Origin of the sequence: Flavobacterium arsenatis (assembly GCF_031456785.1) — a bacterium.
GTDB lineage: Bacteria > Bacteroidota > Bacteroidia > Flavobacteriales > Flavobacteriaceae > Flavobacterium > Flavobacterium arsenatis.
This window is the reverse complement of the sequence record NZ_JAVDVI010000022.1, coordinates 26,742-52,473: the sequence shown is the minus strand read 5'-3', so window position 1 is coordinate 52,473 and position 25,732 is coordinate 26,742. Positions and strand designations below refer to the sequence as shown.

The following is a 25,732-nucleotide window of genomic DNA, read 5'->3' as shown; positions in this document are numbered from 1 at the left end:
TTACATCTTCTATGTGATTAATTCCTTGCAAAATATCATCTATTAAACAATAAATTGATATAATTTTGTCTTTACAAAGCATTGGTGAGGTTTATGGGTTCGCAAAACAAATTTACTAAACCTCTGCTTTGTTTTTTTATAGTAGCTCAACTAGCAACTTGAATTATTTAGGATTTGAGATTTAGGAATTGTAAAAGAGAATTTAAAAAGTCCTATTCAATGACTACAACATACCGTTGTATTTCCTAATAAACCATTCAGAAGCTAAAGAAACCGCAATCAGAATTAACAGTAAAACACTATCAATTAAAGGAATATTTTTGGTAATTTCCTTTTGGATGGCTTTGTAATCTTCGTTTTCGAGAAGATTTTTAATCAACGAATCCAATTGGTCTGGCATAAAAGTCTGGCCATTGGTTTGGGTGGCCAATTGGTTTAATAGCAACATAGCGATTCCTCTGCTTCTTTATGTTCTGTGAAAGCAAAATTGACTTTTAAATTCTCTTCTTTACTTTTTGATTAGTTTTTTAACGAGTACGTTTTCATCTGTTTGTAGCTGTAGTAAATACATACCTGTTGATAATTTTTCAACATTTAACTGTATTTCTTCTGTTTTGTCTTCAAAATAGTTTTGAGTGTAGATTAATTTACCTGTTAAATCGTATATTCCTATTTGTTTTATAATAGGTGTTATGGGGGTTAGTGATTGTAACCCTATTTACTGCCGGGTTAGGATATAAATGGAAACTATTTGATAGTACTTCCTCAGTATTTGAACTACTGTTGAGGGCAGTTACTTTAAAATTATCAAACCTATAATAGGTAGGCAACCCTTCTCCCATATCAAGCATATTGTTTATAATCTTTATTGATTCAGGAGGATAATTATTTATGTTATCGGGATAGGGAAAGGCTGTTAAAAAATCACGTTCCGAAACTACTCCCAACGTTGGTATTTCATAAATTATTAACAAATGGTGGATTGTTGTCCTGTGTAAAAATCTAGCTCAAATTTGAAAACATCATTTCCGGCTATACGGTTAGCCAATGCCACATCAATAGCTTTGCTGAGAACTGTAATTCCTGTATGAAGATATAGGGTGTCCTGTTATGGTAATAACTTTTCCGTTGACAGGGTCGTTTTGTATCTGAAACAAACTATCGAATGACGTAGCACCATCAGCGTTATGTGTCATCTAAAACAAACTAGTAAACCACCCGCCCTGTCCGGAGGTTTGCCCACTGGAATCCGAGCCAACATCACCAACGAAATAGTTTTCGAAATTTTCACTGTACAATACTTGTGCCTTTAAACTGCTGATGAATAAAAAGCTTATTGCTACTATAATGTTATTTGTTTTCATTTTTTTTTTTGAATATAAAATAAGACCATTCGTTACTCTTAAGTTCATTTAAGAAAATATACTTTAAAAAAGTAAAAAAAATGTTTTAATTTAAATAAAAAGATTGTACTTTCACAAACCACTAATCTTAAAACCATTTTTTATGAAAAAATTAATTGTAATGGGCGTATTCGCTCTTGGTTCTATGGTGTCTTTTGCTGATAATGGTCAAAAGGAGCTTATATTAGAAAAATTTAACGCAGTAATTACTGCAAACTCCTTGACAGTAGAGTCTCAAGAATCTTCTGTCTCATCAACAGCTAGTTATGAGATTACTATTTGGATTACTATTTGTGAAACTTTGGGAGATGGATCAACAGCCGAGACTAGTTATGGTATTCCTACAGGAAATCCAACACCTTGTTTAGACGCAAACGGACTCGCTTTTATAAAAACAAATTATGAAACTTTATATTTGTTTATGTATCCGAATGCATGTAAAATAGAAGCTCGAGAAACTCTATTAGAAATTTGTGATTAATAACCTAAAGATATTTAACATAATTTTTATATAAAGCATAATCAAAACATAACTAATATACTGAAAATAAGGGCAACTTTAAAGTTGTCCTTACTTGTTTATTTTATAGTTTTCTTATAGCTTAAAATACTCCTTACCCTTCTTTATAAGCCATTTAATAACGAACCTGTATTATCCGTGGAGAAAAGGGAAGTCTTTGATATTTTTTTAGTGAAGGTTCAGAGGTTCAAAGGTTACTGAACCAATATTTACGTTGTGGACAGATCGGTTTCTACCAAATATTTGAGTCCAACTCCTGTAAAATTATCACTGGTAACCTTTTCGCCTTTTGCTGATCATATATAGTATTGCGAATAAGCTTATACTATGACTCATAATAGGAATAATATTCTTACATATAAAAAACTATCCAAATAATCGCTTCTAAAGCATTCCGTTATATTTCCTGATAAACCATTCTGCAACTAAATTAACAGCAATCAAAATCAACAGCAAGATACTATCGATCAACGGAATTTTTTTGGTAATTTCCTTTTGGATGGCTTTGTAATTTTCGTTTTCGAGAAGATTTTTAATCAACGAATCCAATTGATTTGGCATAAAAGTTTGGCCGTTGGTTTGGGTCGCCAATTGGTTTAATTTGGCAACATCAGGATTCACAAACTGCTGTTCGATATCGAAATCCAGAATCTCGAAATAACCGCTGTAGCTGTTTTTTGAAGTCAATTCCTTAACCGTGAAATTATATTGTCCTGCTGAAAGTCCGTCGAGGTTGACTTTATAGGAATTGTTTCCTTTTAATAAATCATAATTCTTGGTTTGCTTTGTTTTCTTGTTGGATACCGAAATCGTCAAACGGGCCTTTTCGTCAAACTCATAATTCTTGTTGAAATATTGGGCGGTCATTTCAATTGCATCTCCCGAATTATAAAAGCTTTCGTGGTTAACGATTAACGATTTCTTTGAATTATTGGAAGCCAAAAACTGAATGGTTTTATCAATAAAAATATCAAATTTTTCGAATGATTCGTTATCAATTCTGCTTTGCAAACGCCATTTCCAAATGTTCTCTCCCAATAAAAAAGCAGTTCGCTTGCCTTGATTTTCGGCGAAAGCCAACAATGGCATATTAGTTTGAATATTTCGGATTCTTGACGAAAGTAAAACGTTGACATTCTCGTTTACAGCAACATTTCCGTAAGCATTTTGCAAAGGCGGAAGGTTTTCAAAACCGATATTATCAATTGCAAAAAGATTAAATTGCGAATCAAATTCTGACAAATAATCCTCTGTTTGAGAACTCATCTTAAACGTCAGGCTTTTTTGTTGCTGGTTCAGGAAATTGAAATCGGTGTTGTTTCCTGTGATGATAAACGTGTTCAATCCAACATTTTTATTCAACTCAAAAACCGACTTGAATTCGGTAGTTGGCTGATATAAAATCAAGACATTATAATCTTGCAATGATTGGATTTCTTTTGGCTTGACCAAGGTTACATTACGCTGTAAATTAGTTTCAATTGAACGTTTCAAAGCCCCAACATCGGGATGATTGATGGATGAAACAATCGCAATTTCCGACTTCTGGTCGATGACTTCTACGGCGAAATTCTTGGTGTTGTTGTAGGTATTTTTTTCAGTTTCTTTTGATGTAATCAACGCTTTAAAAACCTGAAGTCCGACATTATTTGCAGGAAGCAAAACATTGATTACGGCAGATTTTTTTGAAGGCGAAAAAGTAACGCTTTGCTTGTTTAACACTGAATTTCCTTGCGAAATACTGAAATCGGCCGTGATGCTTTTGGTTCCCGAATAATTTAAAAATACTTCGACTGGAAATTTATTTTTATGGAAAGCATATTTATTGACATTCAGTTGGTTGATTTTCAAATCCAAGAAAGTCGTGGTGTCGCCTAGAATCAAAGGATAGACTTTATTGTTTGCATCAAAACTATAAACATAATCATTTCCTTGGGTTTGATTTCCGTCAGAAATTAAAACCGTTGGATAGCTTTTATTCTTGTTGATGCTTTTCAGGTTCTTGGCAACTGCTTCAAAATTGGATTGGTTTCCTTTGAAATCAAATTTTTCGGAAAGCTCAAGTTCATTGTCAAATTGATAGGATTGGATATCGAATTTCTCTTGCAAATCTGTATTTGAAGTTAGCTTCTTGTAAAGTTCCAAAGCGGTTTCAGATGCTTTTAGATTTGCAACCGAACTTGAATTGTCCATTACTATTGGTAACGGAGTTTTTTCGGTTTCGTAGGTATTCTTGGTAATCTTTGGATTAATCAACAATAGCAAGATTCCGAAAATCGAGAAAAAACGCAAAAAAGCCAAAAGCAAAGTTACTTTCGACTTGCTTTTGGCTTTGTAAAAATACTGGTAAAATGACAAACCTCCTGCTATTAGTACCGATAATAAGATTAATAGAATTGTAGTTGATGTCATTTTTTAAATTTAAAAATTTAATGATTGAAAGATTTGAAATTTTAAACCATTAAGATTATTGACAATATTGGTTATAGACAAACTGAGTCATAGCCCCGATTGTAGTGGAAATCCTTTTGTTTATAAAGCTATTTTTTCTTGGCGGAAAAGAGCGACCAACGGAAGCTCCTTTTGTGCCTTAGAAAAAAAGCTTTTTAAACAAAAGATTGTAACGGAAAGCGGGAATAGCTTCTGAAAAATAGTTGGCAGTTTTCAGTCGCAGTTTTCAGTTCCTATTGGAATCTGCCTACTGTGACTGAAAACTGAAAACTTTTTTAAGTTAACATTCCTCCGTCAACGTTCAAAACTTGACCTGTCACGTAGGCACTCATATCCGAAGCGAAAAACAAGCAAGCGTTTGCAACATCTTCCGTACTTCCGCCACGTTTCAATGGAATGGCTTCTCTCCAGCCTTTTACTACGTCTTCGTTTAGTTTTCCGGTCATTTCAGTTTCGATGAATCCTGGAGCAATGGCGTTGCAACGAATGTTTCTTGAACCTAATTCTAAGGCTACTGATTTGGTGAAACCGATAACCCCTGCCTTTGAAGCTGCATAGTTGGTTTGACCGGCATTTCCTTTCACGCCAACTACAGAACTCATATTGATGATTGATCCAGAACGTTGTTTCAAGAACGTTTTTTGGATTGCTTTTGTCATATTGAAAACCGACTTCAAGTTGACATCGATTACTTTGTCGAAATCTTCTTCGGACATTCTCATCAGAAGATTATCTTTCGTTATTCCGGCATTGTTGATTAGCACGTCAACTGTACCAAAATCGGCCAAAACAGCATCTACAAAAGTTTGTGCTTCATTGAAATCTGCGGCATTAGATTGGTATCCTTTTGCTTTTATTCCTAAATTGTTTAATTCATTTTCTAAAGCCAAAGCCGATTCGGCAGATGCACTATAAGTGAAGGCAACATTTGCTCCATGATTGGCAAAAACCTCTGCTATTCCTTTTCCAATTCCACGGCTTGCACCTGTGATGATAACTGTTTTTCCTTGTAATAACTTCATTCTGTTTTAATTTAGTTTGCTCTTGTTTGATTGACAAATATAAGAATTTAAGCCAAAAATAGTTGCTAATAACGTTTATTTAAGACTTGATTCTTTTTAAAAATTGCTGTTGTTAGTGGGTTTCTGCTTTCTCCGGAAACATTACAGAAGCTAGAACCGACAGTACCAAAACACCTCCTACAATCATCAATGAATGCAGAGAATCGATGTGATAGAGTGGCGAAATAACCATCTTTACGCCAATAAAAGTCAGGATAATGGCCAAGCCAAATTTCAACTTGCTGAAAAAATGGATGAAATTCGCTAACAGGAAATACAATGCACGAAGTCCGAGTATGGCGAAGATATTCGAGGTATATAAGATAAACGGATCGTCTGGAGCGATTGCAAAAATGGCAGGAATGGAATCGACAGCAAAAAGCAAATCGGTGAATTCTATTACGGCAACTACTACCAATAAAGGCGTGGCAAGTTTCTTTCCGTTTTCGATGGTGAAGAATTTATCGCCGTCGTAGTTCTTGCTTACGTTGAAAAACTTGTGTACTAACTTGGCACCTGGACTTTTATTAAAATCCTTGTTTTCGTCTTCATCTGGTTTGGCAAACCACGATTTTATTCCGGCATAAATCAAGAAGATACCAAATAATGTCATCACAACATTAATTCTCAAGCTGTAGCCTAGAATGTCCACTTCTGGCAAATAGGTCATTCGGATGAGTTCAACACCTGCAAAAATAAAGATTGCCCTCATGATCAAGGCACCGATGATTCCCCAAAAAAGTACTTTATGATGGTTTTCCTTTGGCACGTTGAAGAAACCAAAGACTAGGATAAACACAAATAAATTATCAACCGAAAGGGCCTTCTCGATCCAATAGGCCGACTGGAACTGGGAGAATTTCTCCACTCCCATATAATAATAGATAAATCCGCTGAAAAGCATCGATAGGCCAATCCAAACTACCGACCAGCTAATGGCTTCCTTGTTGGTAACGGCATGGCTGTTTTTGTTGAACACCCCTAAATCGAGCAACAGCATGACAATAATTACAACGGTGAAAATTGCAAGAAGTCCAGGATGATTAATTAAGTTATCCATTATTTATGATTTGTTTTTTTTGCGAAACAAAGCTAGTCTTTATTTCCATTATTAAGAAGTGTTGCAACAAATTCACGGTGATTTTTTATACAAAAAAAGCCCTGCGATTTACAAGGCTTTTGAATTGGAATTATATTGATACCTACAAGGTTTCGAAAACCTTGCAGGAGTAACTTATTGCTTGATGAACTTCGCATTCGATGTTCCTCTATCCGAAACAACTTTGATGAAATAATTTCCCGTTGAAAGGCTCGAAACATCAACATTATTCACACCTTTTGCATTTGGCACCGAAACCACCATCTGTCCTAGCACATTATAGATACTGATAGATTGCAATTCTATATCTCGTTTAGAAGTAATGTTCAAGATACCGTTGGTTGGGTTTGGATATAAAGTGAAATAGTTGTTGAACACAAAATCCTCTGTTCCTAAAACTGCAAACGTAGTAACGGCAGGTTCGGTAACAATTGGGTGGTTGAAATCAAAATAGATGCTGGCGGTGTTGCTGAAACTATCGCCTAAGACCAATGTCGGCAGGGTTTTGATTTTAAACACTACATATCCATCATTGTTCGCGTCATCAAAAGGAAGATTGATGCCTTCGAAGATGAATTCAACCTTGTTGCCTGTGATTCGGGTTACATACGGATGGCTTCCGTTTAACGCCACCAAACTCGAAACATCAAACTTGGCGGTATCAATCATGTCCTTTACCACGATGTTCTCGGCGGCGAAAGTTCCGGTGTTTTCAAAACGGATCATGTAGTGAACGTATTTCCCGATCATGTCTGGCGTGATGGCCGTTCCTTCCAGGCAGGTCTTGTCATTTGGGTCGAAGGAGTTGACCACTATTTGCGGAAGCGAAAAAGTGTTGTCCAATGGCAATTCATCTACTTGGTCGCTTGTGATGGTTGCGGTATAATTTAAAACATCACCTCCATTAACTGCTGGGTTTTCCATTGGGGAGTTTACATTGAGGGTAATATTGATTTCCCTTGTTTCAAAAGGCTCAAGGTTGGCGAAAGCCCAAGATAATAAACCTTCTGCTTGAGTTGTAAATAATGGTGCTGCAATTATATAATCTAAAATTACATCATTATAGACAAACGAAATTGAACCTGATTGTTGGATGCTTCCTTTATTTTTAATAATAAGTTTATAATTCACATCAAAGCCTGGGCGAGCTGGAGTTGTTGGGAGTATAGCTACTTCTAGATCTGGATGCAGGCCATTTGGCGTGATGCAGAAGTTTTGGGTGAAAGGACTTGTAGTTTCTGGGAAAGTTACACTTGCTGTTGGCGGTGAAATATTGAAATAAGTCGCGTTTTCCATTATTGGACTCAAAGTATGCGTTCCATCTGAAATTAAAATTGTGTAAAGCTCCGTGTCTTTAGATATGTATGTCCCTGAGGTAACTCCATCGGTAAGATGAAATTTTACATGCGAATACAACGAATCAGAAATATCACATCCATTATTGTTACCATCAATACTGACACCCCCCTCGATCACATAAAATTCTCCACTTGGATTAAATGAACAATAGGAATTTAACTCAACATTTGTTGAAAGATATGGCTGCTCTTGATACAGAGCGATATTTTCTTCATTGACACACAAATATTGAAGATTAGGAAAGCCCTCAAATGAAGGATAAGGTAAATAATCAAATAGATAGCTATAGTAGTTACCATTATTGATAAATAATTTTTCAATTGGGTTTAAACCTGCCCCTATCCCTAACGTATTTAAATTATAATTATTAGAAACATCGAGCATCGTTAATTGATTTTCTCCACAATTCAATATCTCTAAATCACCATTAAGTGAAACATCTAGTGTGGTTAATTCATTTGTGTAAATATCAAGGTTTTTCAATAAAGGACAAACTGATACATCTATCGAAGTAAGTTTATTGTTACCCAAGCCAATACTTGTTAATAATGGATTATTTGACAAATCTATCTCTGTTATATTTGAACCCTCACACGATAATGCTTCTAACGATGTAAGAGTAGATATATCAATTGAGTTTAATGGATGGCCAGATAAATACAAATCTTCTAATAACGGTAGTGAACTTAGATCAATGCTATTTAAATTACCACCATATAAAAACAATATTTTTAAATTTTGCAGATTTAAAGTTATAGTATCCATCATACAATGATTGCATCCTAGAGTTTCTAAATTTGGTAAACTAATCTCCAGATTTGGCATATTCATTCCTATTAATTCTAAACCTCTAAGATTTTGAAAACTTTCTAGTCCCCCTAGATTTTCAATTTCATATTCTTCTATGTAAACTGATATATCTAAATAAATAACTTGTAATGCTTCGCTTTCTTGTATCTCACCATCACCATTTTCATCAATCGAAATATAAGCCCAATTTTCGTCAGCAGCGAAATCATTAAATGGACTTGAGGAAAGCAATAAACTTTTAAAATTAGCATCAGGAATATTGATAATATCATTAGGATTCTGAGCCTTCATACTCCCCACTACAAACACCACCACCAAAAAGTAAAGTTTTTTCATAACATAAATTATTAGTTCTCAAATATATAAAAATCAATTGGTTGAAATAAAAAAAGCCCTACAAATTGTAAGGCTTTTGGTAATTATTTTTGTTGTTCTCTTAGAACGCTACGTTCCATCTTGGTAACTTTCCGTTTTCATCTAGGAAGTTTTGCAACATCTGTCCTTCTACGAAAGTAGGAATCACTTTGTTCTTTTCGTTGAAGGTTTCATACCAAGAAACTTCCAAACGCTCAATATTTTCTAGTTTCATTTGGGCTGGCCAAGAATATTTTCTACCTGTTTTGGCAAATTGGTGTCCGTTTACAATCTTGTCGTATAATCCGCCGTTTTTGATTTTCAAGGTTCCATCGTTTTGGATGGTTCCTGTTGAACCTACCATAATCAATTCCTTTTCTTCGCCTTCTACAGCATATACCATGAAAACACCACTTCCCGCTTCTGGAGCATTGCAAACGGTTTCTAGACTATCTTCTTGAGTGAAAGTAAAGGTATTTTGGGTTTTGAATTTCTTTAATTCTTTATACATCTTATTTTATTTTGCCACAAAGGCACCAAGGCACTAAGTGAGATTATGGAAACAAAAAGCTCCACATGAAGCGGAGCTTTGGAATTTATTATTTGTAATTCGGAATTTATCCTAATACTTCTTTTACTTTTTTACCGATTTCAGCAGGAGAGTCAACAACGTGGATTCCACATTCTCTCATGATGCGTTTTTTAGCTTCGGCTGTATCATCAGCACCACCAACAATTGCACCTGCGTGACCCATTGTTCTTCCTTTTGGAGCAGTTTCTCCAGCAATGAAACCAACAACTGGTTTACGGTTACCATCGGCTTTTACCCATTTAGCGGCATCAGCTTCAAGTTGACCACCAATTTCACCAATCATGATGATGATTTCCGTTTCCGGATCGTTCATCAACAATTCAACTGCTTCTTTAGTTGTAGTTCCGATGATTGGATCTCCACCAATTCCGATAGCTGTCGTGATTCCCAAACCTTGTTTTACAACTTGGTCCGCCGCTTCGTAGGTTAAAGTTCCTGATTTAGAAACGATACCAACTGTTCCTTTTTTGAATACGAAACCTGGCATGATACCAACCTTAGCTTCACCTGGCGTGATTACACCTGGACAGTTTGGCCCGATTAAACGGCACTCTTTATTTTGAATATAAGCGTAAGCTTTGATCATGTCTGCAACCGGAATACCTTCTGTAATGGTGATGATTACTTTGATTCCAGCATCGGCAGCTTCCATAATTGCATCAGCAGCAAAAGCTGGCGGAACAAAAATGATGGTTGTATCAGCTCCAACTTGTTCTACGGCATCTTTCACAGTATTGAAAACAGGACGATCCAAATGTGTAGTTCCACCTTTTCCTGGCGTGACACCACCTACAACGTTTGTTCCGTATTCAATCATTTGCGAAGCGTGAAAAGTACCTTCACTTCCTGTAAAACCCTGAACAATTATTTTAGAATCTTTATTAACTAAAACGCTCATAATATATATTTTTAATTATTTTTTGAAATAGTGATGCAAAAATAGGTTTTTAGAGGCAAAGTTTAAAGCAAAAACTGTAAAAATAGCAACAGAATTTTATCGAACTTCCTTGAGGTTTTCATTTTGGTAGGGATACCAATAATAAACAAATGTATTTTTAACGTTCGGGTATTTTATATTGAATTGATCCTGCAACATCTTAAACACTCTTTCTTGAGGATATACCGGCACTTTCAATTCTTCTAAAGCCCAAGTTGTAGTATTTATCAAATAGGCATCTTTACAGTATCTGTTGCTTTTTACACCCGATTTGTATTTTTCTAATTCGGGATATTCTGGAACTTCTTCTACACATATTGCAAGTGTTTTTATATTTCCCGAGTATAAATTGAAGGACAGATAATCATCCCATTTCCCGAAAAGGGAAAATATTGGCATAACGCCAATCAAAAGGAAAACGATGCTATTCAGCTTGCTTTTAAAGAAGGATACCGTGAAATTTGACAGTGAATTTTTATAAAACAAGACCATAACTAAAGCAATCATCGCCAAGTTCCACGGGAATATGATGATGTTGTGATTTAGTCCGAAAGGCCCGTAAAGAATTACTATAAACAAATGCATCAGAATGGCCAGAAAGGAAATAGATCTTCTATGACGGGAAAATAAAATTCCAACTCCAATAAAAATCTCAATTGCAGCCAAGATCAGTCCAGAATAATGTAAAATAGGAATCTTAATTATGCGGTAAGGAAGATGTAAAAGATTATGCAAGATGGTTCTGTCCCAAAAGCTGTAAAGGAAGCTTCCGCTAAATTTATGGATACCGCTGAAAATATAAGTTACTGCAATTAAAAAAGTAAGCAGAAAAAGAAACTGCTTCCTATCTTTTGAAAACAAAAAGAACACAAACGTAAGTAAGTATTGATATTCCCAAGGTTGCCATCGCATATAATCCAAAACACAGGATGCTACTTCGATAACAATGACACTTATTAATATTCCTTTTTTGTTGGGATAAAAGAAAGCACTTGTAATTCCTAGTAAAGAAATGAAAAACAAGAAGAGGTGAAATTCGTTGGGTAACGTTAGGGAATCAACTACAGGAACTACAGGAAAATACCGATCTGAAATCCAGACCTTGAAGGAAAGTACCTTTGCAATCAGCCAAGCTATACAAACAATTTTAATCAGTATTACTTCTTTAGGATAGGAAACTGTAATACCAAGCCTTTTCATACTATTATGAAATTTGGCTCATCTGATAACCACGGAAAAGTTTTTCGTCCTTGATTTCCCAGATGACAAAAAAATGGGCCAAAAGCATTTCTTCTCTTGGATTTTCGATGGTTTTCACGTAATGTGAATAACGAAGTGAAACCATGTTTCCTTCCGCAATAATGGGGTTGATCCTTGCTTTTGAACGTACGTAAGCCTTACTCATTTCTGTTGTGATGGCTAAAATTTCATCATAACCCAATTTTAAAAAACCTTTTGTACTGTTCCATTCTAAAATTATCTCAGGATGCAGAAATTTGCTCATTACTGTAGCGTCAATCAAGGCATCTGATTTATAAAAATCCTGAACTAGTTTTTTAGCAGACATAATTATTTTAATTTTTCGAGTATTTCCGGTATCTTTTTGATATTGGCCAATTGCTTGAGCTTTTCGCGGGATTCTTCTATGGGAGTTCCGAAGTAGGTTTTTCCGCCTTCAACAGATTTTGTAACTCCTGTTTGTCCCATTATCACAGCTTTAGAACCAATTCTGATGCCACTTGTAGTTCCAACTTGTCCCCATAGTGTCACCTCGTCCTCAATAATAACACAACCTGCTATTCCGGTTTGTGAAGCAATCAAACATTTTTTTCCTATTACGGTATCGTGTCCAACATGAACCTGATTGTCTATTTTTGTTCCCTCTCCAATTGTAGTATCGCCTGTAACACCTTTGTCAATCGTGCAAAGAGCCCCAATTCCAACATTATCTTCAATCACCACTCTTCCGCCAGAAATCAATTGATCAAAACCTTCCGCTCGTTTTTTATAATAAAAAGCATCGGCTCCAAGGATTGTTCCTGCGTGAATCATCACATTGTCGCCAATTACGGTATTGTCATAAATGGAAACATTGGAGTGAATCAGGCAATTTTTTCCGATGGTTACATTGTTTCCAATAAATGAATTCGGCTGTATGATGGTTCCCTCTCCTATTTTTGCCGAAGCCGAAATAGATACATTCGAAAATTGAAAAGGACGGAAATGATTGGTCAATTTATTGAAATCCCTGAAAGGATCATCAGAAATCAAAAGGGCTTTTCCTTCCGGACAATCTACATTCTTATTGATCAAAACAATAGTTGCCGCCGATTGTAAAGCCTTGTCGTAATATTTTGGATGGTCCACAAAAACAATATCCCCCTTCTCTACAACATGAATTTCATTCATACCGTGAACCTGAAAATCAGCATCGCCAACATATTCGCAGTTGATGATTTCGGCAATTTCTTTTAAGGAATGTATTTTTGGAAACTTCATAGTATTAGTGTTCAGTCACAGTAGTCAGTCGCAGTTTTCAGTTCCTATTGGAATCTGCCAACTGCGACTGTAAACTGTTAATTATTCTTTCACTCGCTCCATATAGGAACTTGTAGCAGTATCAATTTTAATTTTATCACCTTCGTTGATGAACAACGGAACGTTTACTGTTGCTCCTGTTTCAACAGTTGCAGGTTTTGTAGCATTTGTAGAGGTGTTCCCTTTTACTCCTGGCTCTGAATACGTCACTTCCAAAATAACTGAAGCTGGCATATCAACAGACAATGGTGCTTCAGTCTCAGCATTGATGATTACTTTTACTGTTGTTCCTTCTTTCAACAAATCAGGAGCATCAAGGATTGCCTTGTTCAACTGGATTTGCTCGTAGGATTCAGTGTGCATAAAGTTATACAAATCACCTTCAGCATATAAGAATTGATATTCGTGGGTTTCAACCCGAACCTCATCAATCTTATGTCCTGCAGAAAAGGTATTGTCCAATACTTTTCCGTTGGTTAAACTTTTCAATTTAGTTCTAACGAAAGCTGGACCTTTTCCCGGCTTAACGTGCAAGAACTCTATAATTTTATAAATATCATGATTGTACTTGATGCATAATCCGTTTCTAATATCTGATGTAGATGCCATTTTATTTTTTTATTTTTATTGCTATTACTTATTTATACTTTCTACTATTATTGTCTCTTATTAAGTAATGAATTATCCATTTAATCACTCAAATACTCCAGTCTTAATACTTAATACTCCAAATCTTAAAACTTAAAAACTCCCAGTATAACCTTTCATCACACCTCTAGATGAATTTCTGATGAATTGGATGATTTCGTCTCTTTCTGGTGTTGCTTCCATTTCTGCTTCGATGATTCCCAAAGCTTGAGTGGTATTGTAATTTTTTTGGTATAAAATCCTGTAAATTTCTTGAATTTCTCTGATTTTTTCAGTTGTAAAGCCTCTTCTTCTTAAACCTACAGAATTAATTCCTACATAAGATAAAGGCTCTTTTGCCGCTTTTGTAAATGGAGGAACGTCTTTTCTCAACAAAGAACCACCCGAAATCATGGCGTGATCGCCAACACTGATGAACTGATGCACAGCTGATAATCCGCCGATGATGGCATAATTTCCTATTGTTACGTGTCCGCCTAAAAGCACTCCGTTTACAATAATTGCATTATTACCAACGTGGCAATCATGAGCAATATGTGCTGTTGCCATGATTAGACAATTGTTTCCAATAACAGTTTGCCCTGAAGCAATTGTACCCCTATTGATGGTTACACATTCCCTGATAGTTGTGTTGTCACCTATGATTACAAGAGAATCCTCTCCTCCAAATTTTAAATCCTGTGGTATTGCGGAAATTACAGCTCCTGGAAAAATATTACAATTTTTTCCGATTCTTGCACCCTCCATAATGGTAACATTCGAACCTATCCAAGTTCCGTCTCCAATAACTACGTTGTTATGGATTGTTGTAAAAGGCTCAATTACAACGTTTTTAGCTATTTTAGCTCCCGGATGAACGTAAGCAAGTGGTTGATTCATCTACTTTTCTTTTATTGTTTTTTGGCAATTTGTGCCATTAATTCAGCTTCTGCAACAAGTTTTCCGTTTGCATAAGCATTTGCCTGCATGTGACAGATTCCTCTTCTTATTGGAGTAATCAAATCGCATTTGAATATTAGGGTATCACCCGGCAATACTTTATGTTTGAACTTCACATTGTCAATTTTCATAAAGAACGTCAGGTAATTATCAGGGTCTGGAACTGTACTTAAAACCAAGATTCCACCACATTGTGCCATTGCCTCAACGATTAAAACGCCTGGCATTACGGGTGCATCTGGAAAATGTCCGACGAAGAAGGGTTCGTTCATCGTAACGTTTTTCAAACCAACAACATGTGTATCTGAAAGTTCAAAGATTTTATCAATCAATAAAAAAGGTGGCCTGTGTGGCAACATTGTCATGATTTTATTCACATCCATCAATGGTTCCTGATGCAAATCATATACTGGAACGTGATTTCTTTGTTCTATTTTAATGATTTTGGCCATCTTCTTTGCGAATTGCGTATTCACAAAATGACCCGGTTTGTTAGCAATAACCTTTCCTTTGATTCTGGTTCCTATCAACGCCAAATCTCCAACCACGTCAAGCAATTTATGACGAGCTGCTTCGTTTGGATAATGAAGTGTCAGGTTGTCTAGGATTCCATTTGGTTTCACCGAAATCTTTTCTTTTCCAAAAGCCACTTTAAGGTTTTCCATTGTTGATTCAGAGATTTCCTTGTCAACATAAACGATGGCATTATTCAAATCGCCTCCTCTAATCAAACCATTTTCAAGCAATGATTCCAATTCATGAAGGAAACTAAATGTTCTTGCATCGGCGATTTCTTTTTTGAAAGCACCTATATTTTTCATCGTGGCATTTTGAGTTCCTAAAACTTTAGTACCAAAATCGACCATAGCCGTCACTTGATAATCATCGCTTGGCATCACTAAAATCTCACTTCCTGTAGCTTCATCAACAAAAGAAATTACTTCCTTTACTACATAGTATTTTCGTTCAGCTTCTTGCTCTACAATTCCTGCCTTCTCGATTGCTTCCACAAAATATTTTGATGAACCATCCATGATTGGAGGTTCAGAAGCATTTAATTCTATGATGACATTATCAACATCACAACCTACAAATGCCGCCAAGACGTGCTCTGAAGTTTGGATTTTTACTCCTAATTTTTCCAGATTTGTACCTCTTTGTGTGTTTACAACATAGTTGGCATCTGCTTCAATGATGGGTTGTCCTTCTAAATCAACTCTAACGAATGTAAATCCATTGTTTACTGGGGCTGGCTTAAAAGTCATTTTCACTTCTTTTCCTGTATGGAGGCCAACTCCTGTAAGCGAAATTTCGTTCTTGATGGTTGTTTGTTTAACCATTGGTCTTTATATTTATTATACTTATTTATTAATCTTCTTCTTTAAGTCTTCTATTTCAGTGACTATTCTCGGTAAGTTCCTAAAATGAACATAGGATTTACTGTAGTCATTATATCCGAAAGCAGGACTTCCTTGAATAACTTCTCCATCCTTAATATTTTTTCCGACACCTGTTTGTGCTTGAATCCTAACATTATTTCCGATGGTAATATGTCCTGCAATTCCAACCTGACCTCCTATTATGCAATTGTTTCCTATTTTGGTTGAACCTGCAACACCAGTTTGAGCAGCAATTACAGTATTTTCTCCAATTTCTACATTATGGGCAATTTGGATTTGATTGTCAAGCTTTACTCCTTTTCTGATTATGGTTGAACCCATTGTAGCTCTATCAATCGTTGTTGCAGCACCTACATCTACATAATCTTCTAAAATTACGTTGCCTATCTGTGGAATCTTTGTGTAGGTTCCATCAGGATTTGGAGCAAAACCAAAACCATCAGCTCCAATGATAGATCCTGAATGAATGGCACAAAAATTACCGATTACGGTTTCAGAATAAATCCTTGCTCCTGCAAAAATAATCACATTATCTCCGATAGCAACATTATCGCCTATAAAAGAATTGGGGTATATTTTTACATTATTCCCAATAATTACGTTATTTCCAATGTAACTAAAGCTTCCTAGATAAAAATCAGAGCCATATTTAACATTTTCCGAAATGAAAGAGGGCTGTTCGATTCCGTTTTTGTTGTGTTTTACCTGATCATAAAAAGCTAAAATCTTCGAAAAAGCACCGTAAGCATCCTCTACCTTTATAAGTGTTGTAGCAATTGGCCCCTCGGCTATAAAGGACTGATTGACAATCGTTACAGATGCCTGTGTAGAATAAATGAAATTCTGATATTTGGGATTGCTCAAGAAGGTTAGCGAACCATCAGTTCCTTCTTCTATCTTTGATAACCTAGAAACTTCAGCATTAGGATTTCCTATCACTTCGCCTTCTAAAATACCTGCTATTTGTTCTGCTGTAAATTTCATCCCGACAAAAATATAAAAAATAGATTTTTAATTGTTAATTTTCAGCAAGTACTTTTGGAAAACAAATATAAAACTTGGTAACGGGCTTTGTCAAAGCTTTTAGATTTAGCTGATCGGAAGCAGTTACAACATCTTCAATCGACTTGTCTTTCCTGAAAATCCTTATCGGTTCGGCTTCTTTATTATAGGCTTGGTTTTTTATTTTTCCTTTATAGACAAAATAACCCGCATCGTGCAACGAAATGTTATGCAGTTTTGCAAACGTATTAATATAAGTATCAGCATCCTCTTGGGAGAATCGTTCTTCGCTGATTTTAATCTTCAATAAATCGCGGTTGATGATCATCCTGCTCAATGAACTCAAGACATAATCCTCATGCGATTGCCAGTTTTTCAAGGCACTGATGATGTCAAAATCATCCAATTGGGCAAACAAATCAAGCGTTGTATTATCAAAAGATTCCAATGTGATTTTATTTTGCATAAAAAATAACAACGGCTGACTGCAGTTCAAGACCACTCCTCTCTGTGTTAATTCTTTGGCTCTTTTTAGGACTTTCGTCAAAATCAACTCTGCTACCAGACTTGTTTTATGCAAGTAGGCCTGCCAATACATCAATCGTCTTGCCATCAGGAATTTTTCTACGGAATAGATGCCTTTCTCTTCAATCACCAAGGTATCATCTACAACAGTCATCATCTGAATCAATCGATCGGAATTTATGTTTCCTTCGGCTACACCTGTATAAAAACTGTCGCGTTTTAGGTAATCCATTCGGTCCATATCCAACTGACTGGAGATGAGTTGCAACATGAATTTTCTGTGATAATCACCTTTGAAAATTTGTATGGCTAGACTCAATTCGCCTTTGAATTCGGCATTCAGCTTGTCCATAAACAACAATGAAATCGACTCATGGTTCACGTCCTCGACAATACTGTGTTCCATGGCGTGCGAAAAGGGTCCATGTCCGATGTCGTGCAAAAGTATGGCAACATACAAAGCTCTTTCCTCTTCTTTAGAAATTTCTGTTCCCTTGAAACGGATTACCTCAACGGCTTTCTGCATGATGTGCATGCAACCTAAAGCGTGATGAAAACGTGTATGATGGGCACCTGGATAAACCAAATAGGACAATCCCATTTGTGAAATACGCCTTAATCGTTGGAAATAAGGATGCTGAACGAGGTCGTAAATTAGCGTATCGGGAATAGTGATGAACCCATAAATCGGGTCATTGAGAATTTTTAGTTTGTTTATATGACTCACTTTTGTGTATGCTTTTCAGATTGCAAATATAGGGAATTGAAGTTAGAAGATGGGAAATGGAAGAAGATGGAAGATCTCCGATATTTTTTTTTGAATAAACTGTAACAAAATGAGCTAAACAGCGTTCTAATATTCATCATCAATCAAATCCATCAGAATGAAAAAAACGTTAATAGCAGTAATCACGCTAGTTACCCTTCAGGGATGTACTCCTTTTAAACCTGCTCTAAGCGAAGGCAACACCACAAATTTCGAAGAATTATCCGTAAAGGGACGACAAGGAATCCTCATCAATCAGAAATTAGAATTTGGAAATTTTCAAACTTCAAAAGTTAAAAGGTCGTGGACAAAAGGAGGAAATTCCAGAACAGGAATATCAAAAGGTGTTCCTGGAGATGTTTTTTATGAAAATATTATTTCAAAGGAATTCATCAACCGCAATCAAACCTTTTATTTTCAATTGAAAGACAACGAGAATAGGATTTCGGATGTTTATGCCGCTTCTGCTTTTAACTCGGCCAATCTATTAATTGGAAATAATCCCAATAGCATCATCAATGTTTTTGAAGACATCATAAACATTGAAAATAACACGGAGAGCCTATTTTATCTTCAGGTTTTTATAAACAATGAGACCAAGCCATGGCAACTTATTTTAGACAATCAGGCATCTCAATTGCATGCAGACAATTATACTGGTGTTTTTGCGTTAGATGAAAATAAATACTATACACTGAAACCTATTACCAAAGTTGCATCCAAAAATGGACACCGTTCCATAATGTTCGGATCTGTTGGGTATGAAATTTTTGATGCCAATAAAAAGTCCGTCGCGGCTGTTTCCCTTATGGATAGAGGAATGGTGTTTCTAAAAACCACTGATTCTAATGAAAAATTCTTGCTTTCCAACTTATGCAGTGCTTTATTATTGCAAGAGCAAATTGAAAATTAAAAGGTTATGAAACTTTTATTGAAATCACTTATAATTTTATTTCTTCTCGCCAGTTGCAGCCCGGACGAGGATTATTCTTTTGAAGAAAGTCAATCAAAAATTGTAAAGAAATTCAGAACAGAAGGCTATTATGAATACAATTCCAGATTAAATGATATTCTTCTGGCAGAATTAAACAGTCTGGAAACTGGAATTCTTTGTTCTGAAACATTAGAAACCATTAGTGATTTATCAGAAAAAGTAAAAAAAGAAAAAAATACTACAGGTTGTTATTTGATTGGATGGGAAAGTTCAAAAAGCGATCCTTTGGACAAAAATGCCATTACATTGGAATGGAACAGCAAACATGGCGTCATTATTAGGATGTTTACAAAATCGTCGCTTATTCAACAGCGTCTTCCTTTGAATTCCTATTAAACTAAAACTCCTGTCTTTCGGCAGGAGTTTCGGCTTTTAGTCTAAACTTAACGTTATCTGTCCGTCGTCATCAAGTTGAATATTGTCGTCCGATAAATCTATCTCTCCTGAAACTTCCATTTCTTCAGGAATTTCTTCCGCTGGAGGTTCATAAGGCAATGGTTCTAAAAGATTAACTTGTTTCAATTTATCGCCTGTCAGTTGATTTCCAATTGCTTTTATACCTTTTACGGCTATAAAACTTTCCAAATCAATTGTCTGGTTTTCTTTCTGAACACCTTTTACTTTTGCAAAAATAACTTCCGCAACCGGACGATAATCTGTGGAAACAATTTCCAATTGCGATTTTGGATGTTCGGTGATGAAAAGCTCTTCCTTATTTTCATTTTCAATCAAGAAGCGTTTGATGAAATATTTCTCTTTTTCTCCGTCAAAATAAATGGCGGAAACTGGTTTCTTCGGAATCCATTTTTCCAATACCACCATATCTTCATCAAAATGCGTCGTCAATTCTGGAATAATAGTTTTCAGTTTCCCAGATTGATTGATGATTAGAAGTCGGTCGTTCGGACGGAATTCGCCAAGCAACTCGCCTCTTCCATCAACATTTAATTTCTGAACTGTATCATCAAACCAGATTCTTCTTGGTTTTAAAGTAGAGATTCCCTTCTCCTTCAATTCGATTTTCTTGATTGGATATTTGGTTACCAGATTTCCTTTGGAAGCTCTCCCTTTGATGGCAAGTGTTGCAAAATCTATATCGAATTTCAGTTTTTTGATGCTTCCAACTTGTCGTAATAAAATCGTGATGACTTCTGCTTCTCCATTCGGATTATCAGAGAAATACAAGACTTGTGAACCTGGTTTATCTTGCGATAGACTATAGGCTTTTTCTCTTGTAATTCCCGAAACATTGAAACGTTTTATGTATGAAGGACCCGATTTTCCATCACGGTAAATCATATTGTAAATCGTTCGCTTGTCATTCTTATCAAAAATCGCCACGTGAATGATGTCTTTTCCAACGAATTTCTTTTCATCGACTTTGGAAACCATCATTGTTCCGTCACGAAGAAACACGATAACATCATCAATATCAGAACAATCCGTCACATATTCATCTTTTTTCAATCCAGTTCCGATAAAACCTTCTTCACGATTCACATACAATTTAGTGTTTCTCAAAACCACTTTTGTAGCTTCAATATCATCGAAAATTCTGAGTTCGGTTTGACGTTCTCGGCCTTTTCCGTATTTCTCTTTTAATTTGGCAAAAAAAGCGATGGCAAAATCAATGATATGCTCTAAATCATATTTCACTTGTTCGATATCGCCTTCCAAAGCTTCAATTTTTTCTTGGGCTTTGTCAATATCAAATTTAGAAATTCTCTTGATTCGGATTTCTGTTAAACGTGTAATGTCTTCTTCAGTTACGGCACGTTTTAAATGCTGGGTATAAGGTTTCAAACCTTCGTCGATAGCACGAATCACACCTTCCCAAGTAGATTCTTCCTCGATGTCACGGTAGATTCTCTTTTCGATAAAAATACGTTCCAATGAAAGAAAATGCCATTGTTCTTCCAGTTCATCCAGCTGAATTTCAAGCTCTTTCTTCAATAAATCAACTGTCCTGTGTGTCGAAATTTTCAACATATCCGAAACGCCAATAAACAACGGTTTATGGTTTTCAATCACACAACCCAAAGGTGCCACTGAAGTTTCGCAAGCCGTGAAGGCAAAAAGTGCATCAATGGTTTTATCCGGAGAAACGCCAGGAAAAAGATGGATTAAAATTTCTACTTCCGCAGCGGTATTGTCTTCAATCTTCTTGACTTTTATCTTGCCTTTTTCATTCGCTTTCAAGATACTTTCAATCAAAGTTCCTGTATTTGTCGAAAAAGGAATTTGGGTGATGACCAACGTCTGCTTGTCGAGTTGCGCAATTTTTGCACGAACACGAACACGGCCACCACGCATTCCGTCATTATAATTGGAAACATCGGCAATACCAGCGGTTGGAAAATCTGGATATAATGTAAACGGTTTTCCTTTTAATATTTTTATAGAGCTATCAATCAGCTCATTGAAATTGTGAGGCAACACTTTCGTGGAAAGGCCAACGGCAATACCTTCGGCACCTTGAGCCAGCAAAAGTGGGAATTTTACGGGAAGATTTATTGGTTCGTTTCGTCTTCCGTCATAAGAAGCCTGCCAGGCCGTAATCTTTGGAGAAAACAAAATATCATGACCAAGCTTACTGATTCTAGCTTCAATATAACGAGAAGCTGCAGCGCTGTCTCCCGTGAGGATATTTCCCCAGTTTCCTTGCATATCTATAATCAAATCCTTTTGCCCGATTTGCACCATTGCATCGCCAATACTAGCATCTCCGTGTGGATGATACTGCATCGTATGGCCGACAATGTTCGCCACTTTGTTGTAACGACCATCATCTAACTCCTTCATCGAGTGCATAATCCTACGTTGAACTGGCTTGAAACCGTCTTCAATTGCAGGAACGGCTCGCTCCAGGATTACGTAAGACGCATAATCCAAAAACCAATCCTTGTACATTCCCGTTACCTTTGTGATGGTATCCTGGCTGTCGTCTTCTTGGTTGTCGTAAAAATGCCCCGTAGATTCGGTGGATTCCTGACCTTCGTCTATTGGTTCTAAATTTTCTTCTTCGTCCATTTATTTAATTCAAATTTTAAATCTGAAGATTAATTTTCTTTTATTAATTGCTCTAAAACCTCTTTGCTTGGCAAAACCGTTTTGTATTTGCTGGCAAAAATCTGTTCGTTATTTTCTGGCAATGTATATTTTACTACAGCTTCGCTTTTATTTTGGCAAAGCACGATTCCAATTGTTTTGTTTTCATCTTCAAGACGCATTTCTCTGTCATAATAGTTGACATACATTTGCATTTGTCCTAAATCTTGATGCTTTAATTCGCCTATTTTCAAATCAATTAAGACAAAACATTTTAAAATTCTATTATAAAAAACCAGATCAATTCTGAAATGTTTATCATCAAAAGTGATGCGTTTTTGTCGAGAAACAAATGTGAATCCATTTCCTAGCTCTAACAAGAAATGTTCTAGTTTATTAATGATTTCTTCTTCCAAATCACTTTCAGAATAAGAATGTTTTTCTGGCAGTCCTAAAAATTCCAAGATATAGGGATCTTTGATTATATCTTTTGGTTTTTCAACAATTAATCCTTTTTCAGAAAGTCTTTGTATTTCTTCTTTGTCTCTGCTTAAAGATAATCGAGTATATAAAGCGGAATCATATTGGCGCTTTAATTCTCTTAAACTCCAGTTATTTTTAGCCGATTCAATTTCGTAAAAGTTTCTTTCCTCTTTGTTGTCAATTCGCATCAAAAAGGTATAATGTGACCACGTTAAAACAAAGGATGAATTTCTTGTTTCGAAAATCGTCGACAGTGTCTGCGATTTTTCATCTTTCTCAGAAACTCCTGCCTGTGACTGGGATATTTGCTCAGAATTAGAAATATGAGACAGTGTCTCGTAAATTGAATAAGCTATATAAAATCTCTTCATATTCTGAAGATTATCTACCGAAAATCCCTTTCCAAATTCTTCAGTTAATCTTTTCGAAAGACCTTTCAGCAATTGCTTACCATATTCGGCTCGCTCTTTTCCATTCTGTTCCTCCTCAACAATCATTTTTCCAATGTTGAAATACGTATAAACCATTGTATGATTTACAGTTCTTACAACCTGAAGTCTTGCCTCTTGCAAAAGCGTAACTATCTGATGAAAAAAGTTATTTTGAAGATTGTCCTGCATATAAATTTATAAAGTTCAATAAACGGAAATTTTACTTCTCCACAACATCTAATTCCACCTTCAAATTATTGATGATGAACTTCTGTCTGTCAGGTGTATTTTTCCCCATATAGAAAGACAAAAGCTGTTCGATGGAAGTTCCTTTGTCCAACATAATTGGATCTAAACGAATGTCTTCTCCAATAAAATGCTTGAACTCATCTGGCGAAATCTCTCCCAAACCTTTAAATCGCGTGATTTCTGGTTTTGGTTTTAATTTTTCGATGGCATTTATACGTTCTTCTTCCGAATAGCAATAAATCGTTTCCTTTCTGTTCCTCACCCTAAACAACGGAGTTTGAAGAATATACAAATGTCCTTCCTTGATTAATTCAGGGAAAAATTGCAAGAAAAATGTGATTAACAACAATCGGATGTGCATTCCGTCAACATCGGCATCGGTTGCAATTACGATATTGTTGTAACGTAAATCGCCCATGTCTTCTTCGATATTTAAAGCCGCTTGAAGCAAGTTGAACTCCTCGTTTTCATAAACAATTTTCTTGCTCATTCCGTAGGAATTCAAAGGTTTTCCTCGCAAACTGAAAACGCCTTGAGTGTTTACATCACGTGATTTTGTAATAGAACCTGAAGCAGAATCTCCTTCGGTAATAAAAAGCGTACTTTCTAAATATCTTGGGTTTTTAATATCGGTCAAATGCACGCGGCAATCACGCAATTTTTTATTGTGAAGATTAGCTTTCTTTGCTCTGTCTTTAGCTAATTTCCGAATTCCAGAAAGCTCTTTTCGTTCTCTTTCAGCTTGCAAAATCTTACGTAAAAGCAAATCTGCCGTTTCGGGATTTTTATGTAGAAAATTATCCAGTTTGTTTTTCACGAAATCGTTGACAAAAGTTCGCACCGAAGGCAAATCAGGACCCATATCGGTTGAACCCAATTTGGTCTTCGTTTGCGATTCAAAAACAGGTTCCATCACTTTTACCGAAACCGCACTCACAATCGATTTTCGAATATCCGAAGGCTCGAAACCTTTGTTGTAAAACTCACGAATCGTCTTCACTACCGCTTCACGGAAAGCAACCAAATGCGTTCCTCCTTGTGTTGTATTTTGACCGTTCACAAAAGAATGATATTCTTCAGAATATTGTGATTTACTGTGTGTCAAAGCTACTTCTATATCATCGCCAAGAAGATGGATGATTGGATATACCATATCGTCTTCTGCAATGTTTTCGTCTAACAAATCTTTCAATCCGTTTTCAGAAAAATATTTTTCGCCGTTGTAAATTATCGTCAAGCCTGTGTTCAGATAGCAATAATTTTTCAGCATTTTCACCACATATTCGTTCCTGAATTTGTAGTTTTTGAATATGGCTTCATCTGGAATGAACGTTACTTTCGTTCCTTTTCGCTTTGTAGTATCAATTACATCTTCCTCTAGAACCAAATTTCCCGCAGAAAATTCAGCTGCTTTTTGCTTGTCGTCTCTTACAGATTCTACTCTAAAATAGTTCGACAAAGCGTTCACAGCCTTGGTTCCTACACCATTCAGACCTACCGATTTCTTAAATGCAAGCGAATCATATTTTCCACCCGTATTCATTTTTGAAACCACATCAACGACCTTTCCAAGCGGAATTCCACGGCCATAATCCCTCACGGCAACGGTTTTGTCCTTGATTGTCACCTCAATAGTTTTTCCGGCACCCATAACGAACTCATCGATACAGTTGTCCAAAACCTCTTTCAATAAAATATAAATACCATCATCTGGCGAAGAACCGTCACCCAATTTCCCGATATACATTCCGGGACGCATCCTGATGTGCTCTTTCCAGTCGAGGGAACGGATATTGTCTTCGGTATACTGATTTTGTTCTGACATTTGAAATTTATGGATTTTGTGCTAATATACAGTATCGAGAGGAAAAATGAAAGTAGAAAAATGTAAAGTTATTAATAGGATATTGACAAGATTATTTTAGATTTTAAATTGCAGATTTGCTATTTCTATTTGGCCACCGAAGCCTCAGGATTGGGATTTGGGACTTTAGAATTGTGATTGCGTTTGATTATCCTAACTATTTGATAACTTTTAGATTACGTTTTATTTGCTTATGTTTTGTTATTTTGATTGAAACAAATGTATTATGAAATTCTTCAGTCTAAAATTCATAACGTTT

23 protein-coding genes are annotated in these 25,732 nt (G+C 35.9%); 3 read left to right on the top strand and 20 right to left on the bottom strand.

The window, feature by feature from the left end; genetic code table 11:
- Nucleotides 1–223: 223 nt before the first annotated feature.
- The 3 genes from J2X31_RS17365 to J2X31_RS17360 form a co-directional block, all read right to left on the bottom strand.
- The gene (locus tag J2X31_RS17365; RefSeq protein WP_310028680.1) at nt 224–448 is read right to left on the bottom strand and encodes a hypothetical protein; all 225 of its coding nucleotides are present in this window, start codon (nt 446–448) and stop codon (nt 224–226) included.
- Between the two features lie 60 nt (nt 449–508).
- The gene (locus J2X31_RS18265; RefSeq protein ID WP_374725233.1) at nt 509–694 is read right to left on the bottom strand and encodes a T9SS type A sorting domain-containing protein; all 186 of its coding nucleotides are present in this window, start codon (nt 692–694) and stop codon (nt 509–511) included.
- A gap of 361 nt (nt 695–1,055) precedes the next feature.
- The gene (locus J2X31_RS17360; protein ID WP_310028678.1) at nt 1,056–1,196 is read right to left on the bottom strand and encodes a hypothetical protein; all 141 of its coding nucleotides are present in this window, start codon (nt 1,194–1,196) and stop codon (nt 1,056–1,058) included.
- Nucleotides 1,197–1,506: 310 nt separating this feature from the next.
- Here J2X31_RS17360 and J2X31_RS17355 point away from each other — a divergent pair, with 310 nt between their 5' ends.
- Nucleotides 1,507–1,884, top strand: coding sequence for a hypothetical protein (locus J2X31_RS17355; protein ID WP_310028675.1), 378 nt, complete (start codon nt 1,507–1,509; stop codon nt 1,882–1,884).
- A gap of 423 nt (nt 1,885–2,307) precedes the next feature.
- Here J2X31_RS17355 and J2X31_RS17350 read toward each other — a convergent pair whose 3' ends face one another.
- From J2X31_RS17350 to J2X31_RS17285, 14 genes are all read right to left on the bottom strand, one after another.
- Nucleotides 2,308–4,335: a hypothetical protein gene (locus J2X31_RS17350; protein WP_310028673.1), complete on the bottom strand. Its 2,028-nt coding sequence runs from the start codon at nt 4,333–4,335 to the stop codon at nt 2,308–2,310.
- Between the two features lie 314 nt (nt 4,336–4,649).
- Nucleotides 4,650–5,396: a 3-oxoacyl-[acyl-carrier-protein] reductase gene (gene fabG, locus J2X31_RS17345; RefSeq protein ID WP_310028671.1), complete on the bottom strand. Its 747-nt coding sequence runs from the start codon at nt 5,394–5,396 to the stop codon at nt 4,650–4,652.
- A gap of 112 nt (nt 5,397–5,508) precedes the next feature.
- A complete protein-coding gene (locus J2X31_RS17340) occupies nt 5,509–6,495 on the bottom strand; it encodes a TerC/Alx family metal homeostasis membrane protein (RefSeq protein WP_310028667.1) in 987 nt (328 codons plus the stop codon).
- A 174-nt stretch (nt 6,496–6,669) separates the two neighbouring features.
- Nucleotides 6,670–9,039 (bottom strand): T9SS type A sorting domain-containing protein, encoded by a 2,370-nt coding sequence (locus tag J2X31_RS17335; RefSeq protein WP_310028666.1) that lies wholly within the window; start codon nt 9,037–9,039, stop codon nt 6,670–6,672.
- 100 nt (nt 9,040–9,139) lie between these two features.
- A complete protein-coding gene (locus tag J2X31_RS17330; protein WP_310028664.1) occupies nt 9,140–9,568 on the bottom strand; it encodes a hypothetical protein in 429 nt (142 codons plus the stop codon).
- A 106-nt stretch (nt 9,569–9,674) separates the two neighbouring features.
- Complete coding sequence (gene sucD, locus J2X31_RS17325) at nt 9,675–10,547, bottom strand: succinate--CoA ligase subunit alpha (protein WP_310028662.1); 873 nt, start codon at nt 10,545–10,547, stop codon at nt 9,675–9,677.
- Between the two features lie 96 nt (nt 10,548–10,643).
- A complete protein-coding gene (locus tag J2X31_RS17320; RefSeq protein ID WP_310028659.1) occupies nt 10,644–11,786 on the bottom strand; it encodes a hypothetical protein in 1,143 nt (380 codons plus the stop codon).
- Nucleotides 11,787–11,790: 4 nt separating this feature from the next.
- Complete coding sequence (locus J2X31_RS17315) at nt 11,791–12,153, bottom strand: nuclear transport factor 2 family protein (protein WP_310028656.1); 363 nt, start codon at nt 12,151–12,153, stop codon at nt 11,791–11,793.
- A 2-nt stretch (nt 12,154–12,155) separates the two neighbouring features.
- A complete protein-coding gene (locus J2X31_RS17310; RefSeq protein ID WP_310028653.1) occupies nt 12,156–13,085 on the bottom strand; it encodes a UDP-3-O-(3-hydroxymyristoyl)glucosamine N-acyltransferase in 930 nt (309 codons plus the stop codon).
- A gap of 81 nt (nt 13,086–13,166) precedes the next feature.
- Nucleotides 13,167–13,733, bottom strand: coding sequence for an elongation factor P (gene efp / locus J2X31_RS17305; RefSeq protein ID WP_310028652.1), 567 nt, complete (start codon nt 13,731–13,733; stop codon nt 13,167–13,169).
- Between the two features lie 132 nt (nt 13,734–13,865).
- Entirely contained in the window at nt 13,866–14,651 is a 786-nt protein-coding gene (lpxA, locus tag J2X31_RS17300) for an acyl-ACP--UDP-N-acetylglucosamine O-acyltransferase (RefSeq protein WP_310028651.1), read from the bottom strand.
- Between the two features lie 11 nt (nt 14,652–14,662).
- Nucleotides 14,663–16,051: a bifunctional UDP-3-O-[3-hydroxymyristoyl] N-acetylglucosamine deacetylase/3-hydroxyacyl-ACP dehydratase gene (locus J2X31_RS17295; protein WP_310028648.1), complete on the bottom strand. Its 1,389-nt coding sequence runs from the start codon at nt 16,049–16,051 to the stop codon at nt 14,663–14,665.
- A gap of 21 nt (nt 16,052–16,072) precedes the next feature.
- Complete coding sequence (gene lpxD, locus J2X31_RS17290) at nt 16,073–17,095, bottom strand: UDP-3-O-(3-hydroxymyristoyl)glucosamine N-acyltransferase (protein WP_310028646.1); 1,023 nt, start codon at nt 17,093–17,095, stop codon at nt 16,073–16,075.
- A gap of 34 nt (nt 17,096–17,129) precedes the next feature.
- On the bottom strand, nt 17,130–18,365 hold the full coding sequence (locus J2X31_RS17285) for an HD domain-containing protein (protein WP_310028643.1): 1,236 nt from the start codon (nt 18,363–18,365) through the stop codon (nt 17,130–17,132).
- A gap of 157 nt (nt 18,366–18,522) precedes the next feature.
- Between J2X31_RS17285 and J2X31_RS17280 the strand changes: the two genes are divergently transcribed.
- Together J2X31_RS17280 and J2X31_RS17275 are read left to right on the top strand one after the other, a co-directional pair.
- Entirely contained in the window at nt 18,523–19,317 is a 795-nt protein-coding gene (locus J2X31_RS17280; RefSeq protein WP_310028640.1) for a hypothetical protein, read from the top strand.
- A gap of 6 nt (nt 19,318–19,323) precedes the next feature.
- Complete coding sequence (locus J2X31_RS17275; RefSeq protein ID WP_310028637.1) at nt 19,324–19,734, top strand: hypothetical protein; 411 nt, start codon at nt 19,324–19,326, stop codon at nt 19,732–19,734.
- A gap of 36 nt (nt 19,735–19,770) precedes the next feature.
- Here J2X31_RS17275 and J2X31_RS17270 read toward each other — a convergent pair whose 3' ends face one another.
- From J2X31_RS17270 to J2X31_RS17260, 3 genes are read right to left on the bottom strand one after another with little or no spacing between them, the layout of a single operon-like run.
- Nucleotides 19,771–22,428, bottom strand: coding sequence for a DNA gyrase/topoisomerase IV subunit A (locus J2X31_RS17270; RefSeq protein WP_310028636.1), 2,658 nt, complete (start codon nt 22,426–22,428; stop codon nt 19,771–19,773).
- A 29-nt stretch (nt 22,429–22,457) separates the two neighbouring features.
- Nucleotides 22,458–23,549 (bottom strand): PDDEXK nuclease domain-containing protein, encoded by a 1,092-nt coding sequence (locus J2X31_RS17265; RefSeq protein WP_310028633.1) that lies wholly within the window; start codon nt 23,547–23,549, stop codon nt 22,458–22,460.
- 31 nt (nt 23,550–23,580) lie between these two features.
- Nucleotides 23,581–25,434 (bottom strand): DNA topoisomerase IV subunit B, encoded by a 1,854-nt coding sequence (locus J2X31_RS17260; protein WP_310028630.1) that lies wholly within the window; start codon nt 25,432–25,434, stop codon nt 23,581–23,583.
- Between the last annotated feature and the right edge of the window lie 298 nt (nt 25,435–25,732).

Bases quoted from the DNA above. Each gene is read 5' to 3' on its own strand.
- J2X31_RS17365 (WP_310028680.1), bottom strand. From the start codon at position 448: ATGTTGCTATTAAACCAATTGGCCACCCAAACCAATGGCCAGACTTTT.
- J2X31_RS17360 (WP_310028678.1), bottom strand. From the start codon at position 1,196: ATGACACATAACGCTGATGGTGCTACGTCATTCGATAGTTTGTTTCAG.
- J2X31_RS17355 (WP_310028675.1), top strand. From the start codon at position 1,507: ATGAAAAAATTAATTGTAATGGGCGTATTCGCTCTTGGTTCTATGGTG.
- J2X31_RS17350 (WP_310028673.1), bottom strand. From the start codon at position 4,335: ATGACATCAACTACAATTCTATTAATCTTATTATCGGTACTAATAGCA.
- fabG (WP_310028671.1), bottom strand. From the start codon at position 5,396: ATGAAGTTATTACAAGGAAAAACAGTTATCATCACAGGTGCAAGCCGT.
- J2X31_RS17340 (WP_310028667.1), bottom strand. From the start codon at position 6,495: ATGGATAACTTAATTAATCATCCTGGACTTCTTGCAATTTTCACCGTT.
- J2X31_RS17335 (WP_310028666.1), bottom strand. From the start codon at position 9,039: ATGAAAAAACTTTACTTTTTGGTGGTGGTGTTTGTAGTGGGGAGTATG.
- J2X31_RS17330 (WP_310028664.1), bottom strand. From the start codon at position 9,568: ATGTATAAAGAATTAAAGAAATTCAAAACCCAAAATACCTTTACTTTC.
- sucD (WP_310028662.1), bottom strand. From the start codon at position 10,547: ATGAGCGTTTTAGTTAATAAAGATTCTAAAATAATTGTTCAGGGTTTT.
- J2X31_RS17320 (WP_310028659.1), bottom strand. From the start codon at position 11,786: ATGAAAAGGCTTGGTATTACAGTTTCCTATCCTAAAGAAGTAATACTG.
- J2X31_RS17315 (WP_310028656.1), bottom strand. From the start codon at position 12,153: ATGTCTGCTAAAAAACTAGTTCAGGATTTTTATAAATCAGATGCCTTG.
- J2X31_RS17310 (WP_310028653.1), bottom strand. From the start codon at position 13,085: ATGAAGTTTCCAAAAATACATTCCTTAAAAGAAATTGCCGAAATCATC.
- efp (WP_310028652.1), bottom strand. From the start codon at position 13,733: ATGGCATCTACATCAGATATTAGAAACGGATTATGCATCAAGTACAAT.
- lpxA (WP_310028651.1), bottom strand. From the start codon at position 14,651: ATGAATCAACCACTTGCTTACGTTCATCCGGGAGCTAAAATAGCTAAA.
- J2X31_RS17295 (WP_310028648.1), bottom strand. From the start codon at position 16,051: ATGGTTAAACAAACAACCATCAAGAACGAAATTTCGCTTACAGGAGTT.
- lpxD (WP_310028646.1), bottom strand. From the start codon at position 17,095: ATGAAATTTACAGCAGAACAAATAGCAGGTATTTTAGAAGGCGAAGTG.
- J2X31_RS17280 (WP_310028640.1), top strand. From the start codon at position 18,523: ATGAAAAAAACGTTAATAGCAGTAATCACGCTAGTTACCCTTCAGGGA.
- J2X31_RS17275 (WP_310028637.1), top strand. From the start codon at position 19,324: ATGAAACTTTTATTGAAATCACTTATAATTTTATTTCTTCTCGCCAGT.
- J2X31_RS17270 (WP_310028636.1), bottom strand. From the start codon at position 22,428: ATGGACGAAGAAGAAAATTTAGAACCAATAGACGAAGGTCAGGAATCC.
- J2X31_RS17265 (WP_310028633.1), bottom strand. From the start codon at position 23,549: ATGCAGGACAATCTTCAAAATAACTTTTTTCATCAGATAGTTACGCTT.
- J2X31_RS17260 (WP_310028630.1), bottom strand. From the start codon at position 25,434: ATGTCAGAACAAAATCAGTATACCGAAGACAATATCCGTTCCCTCGAC.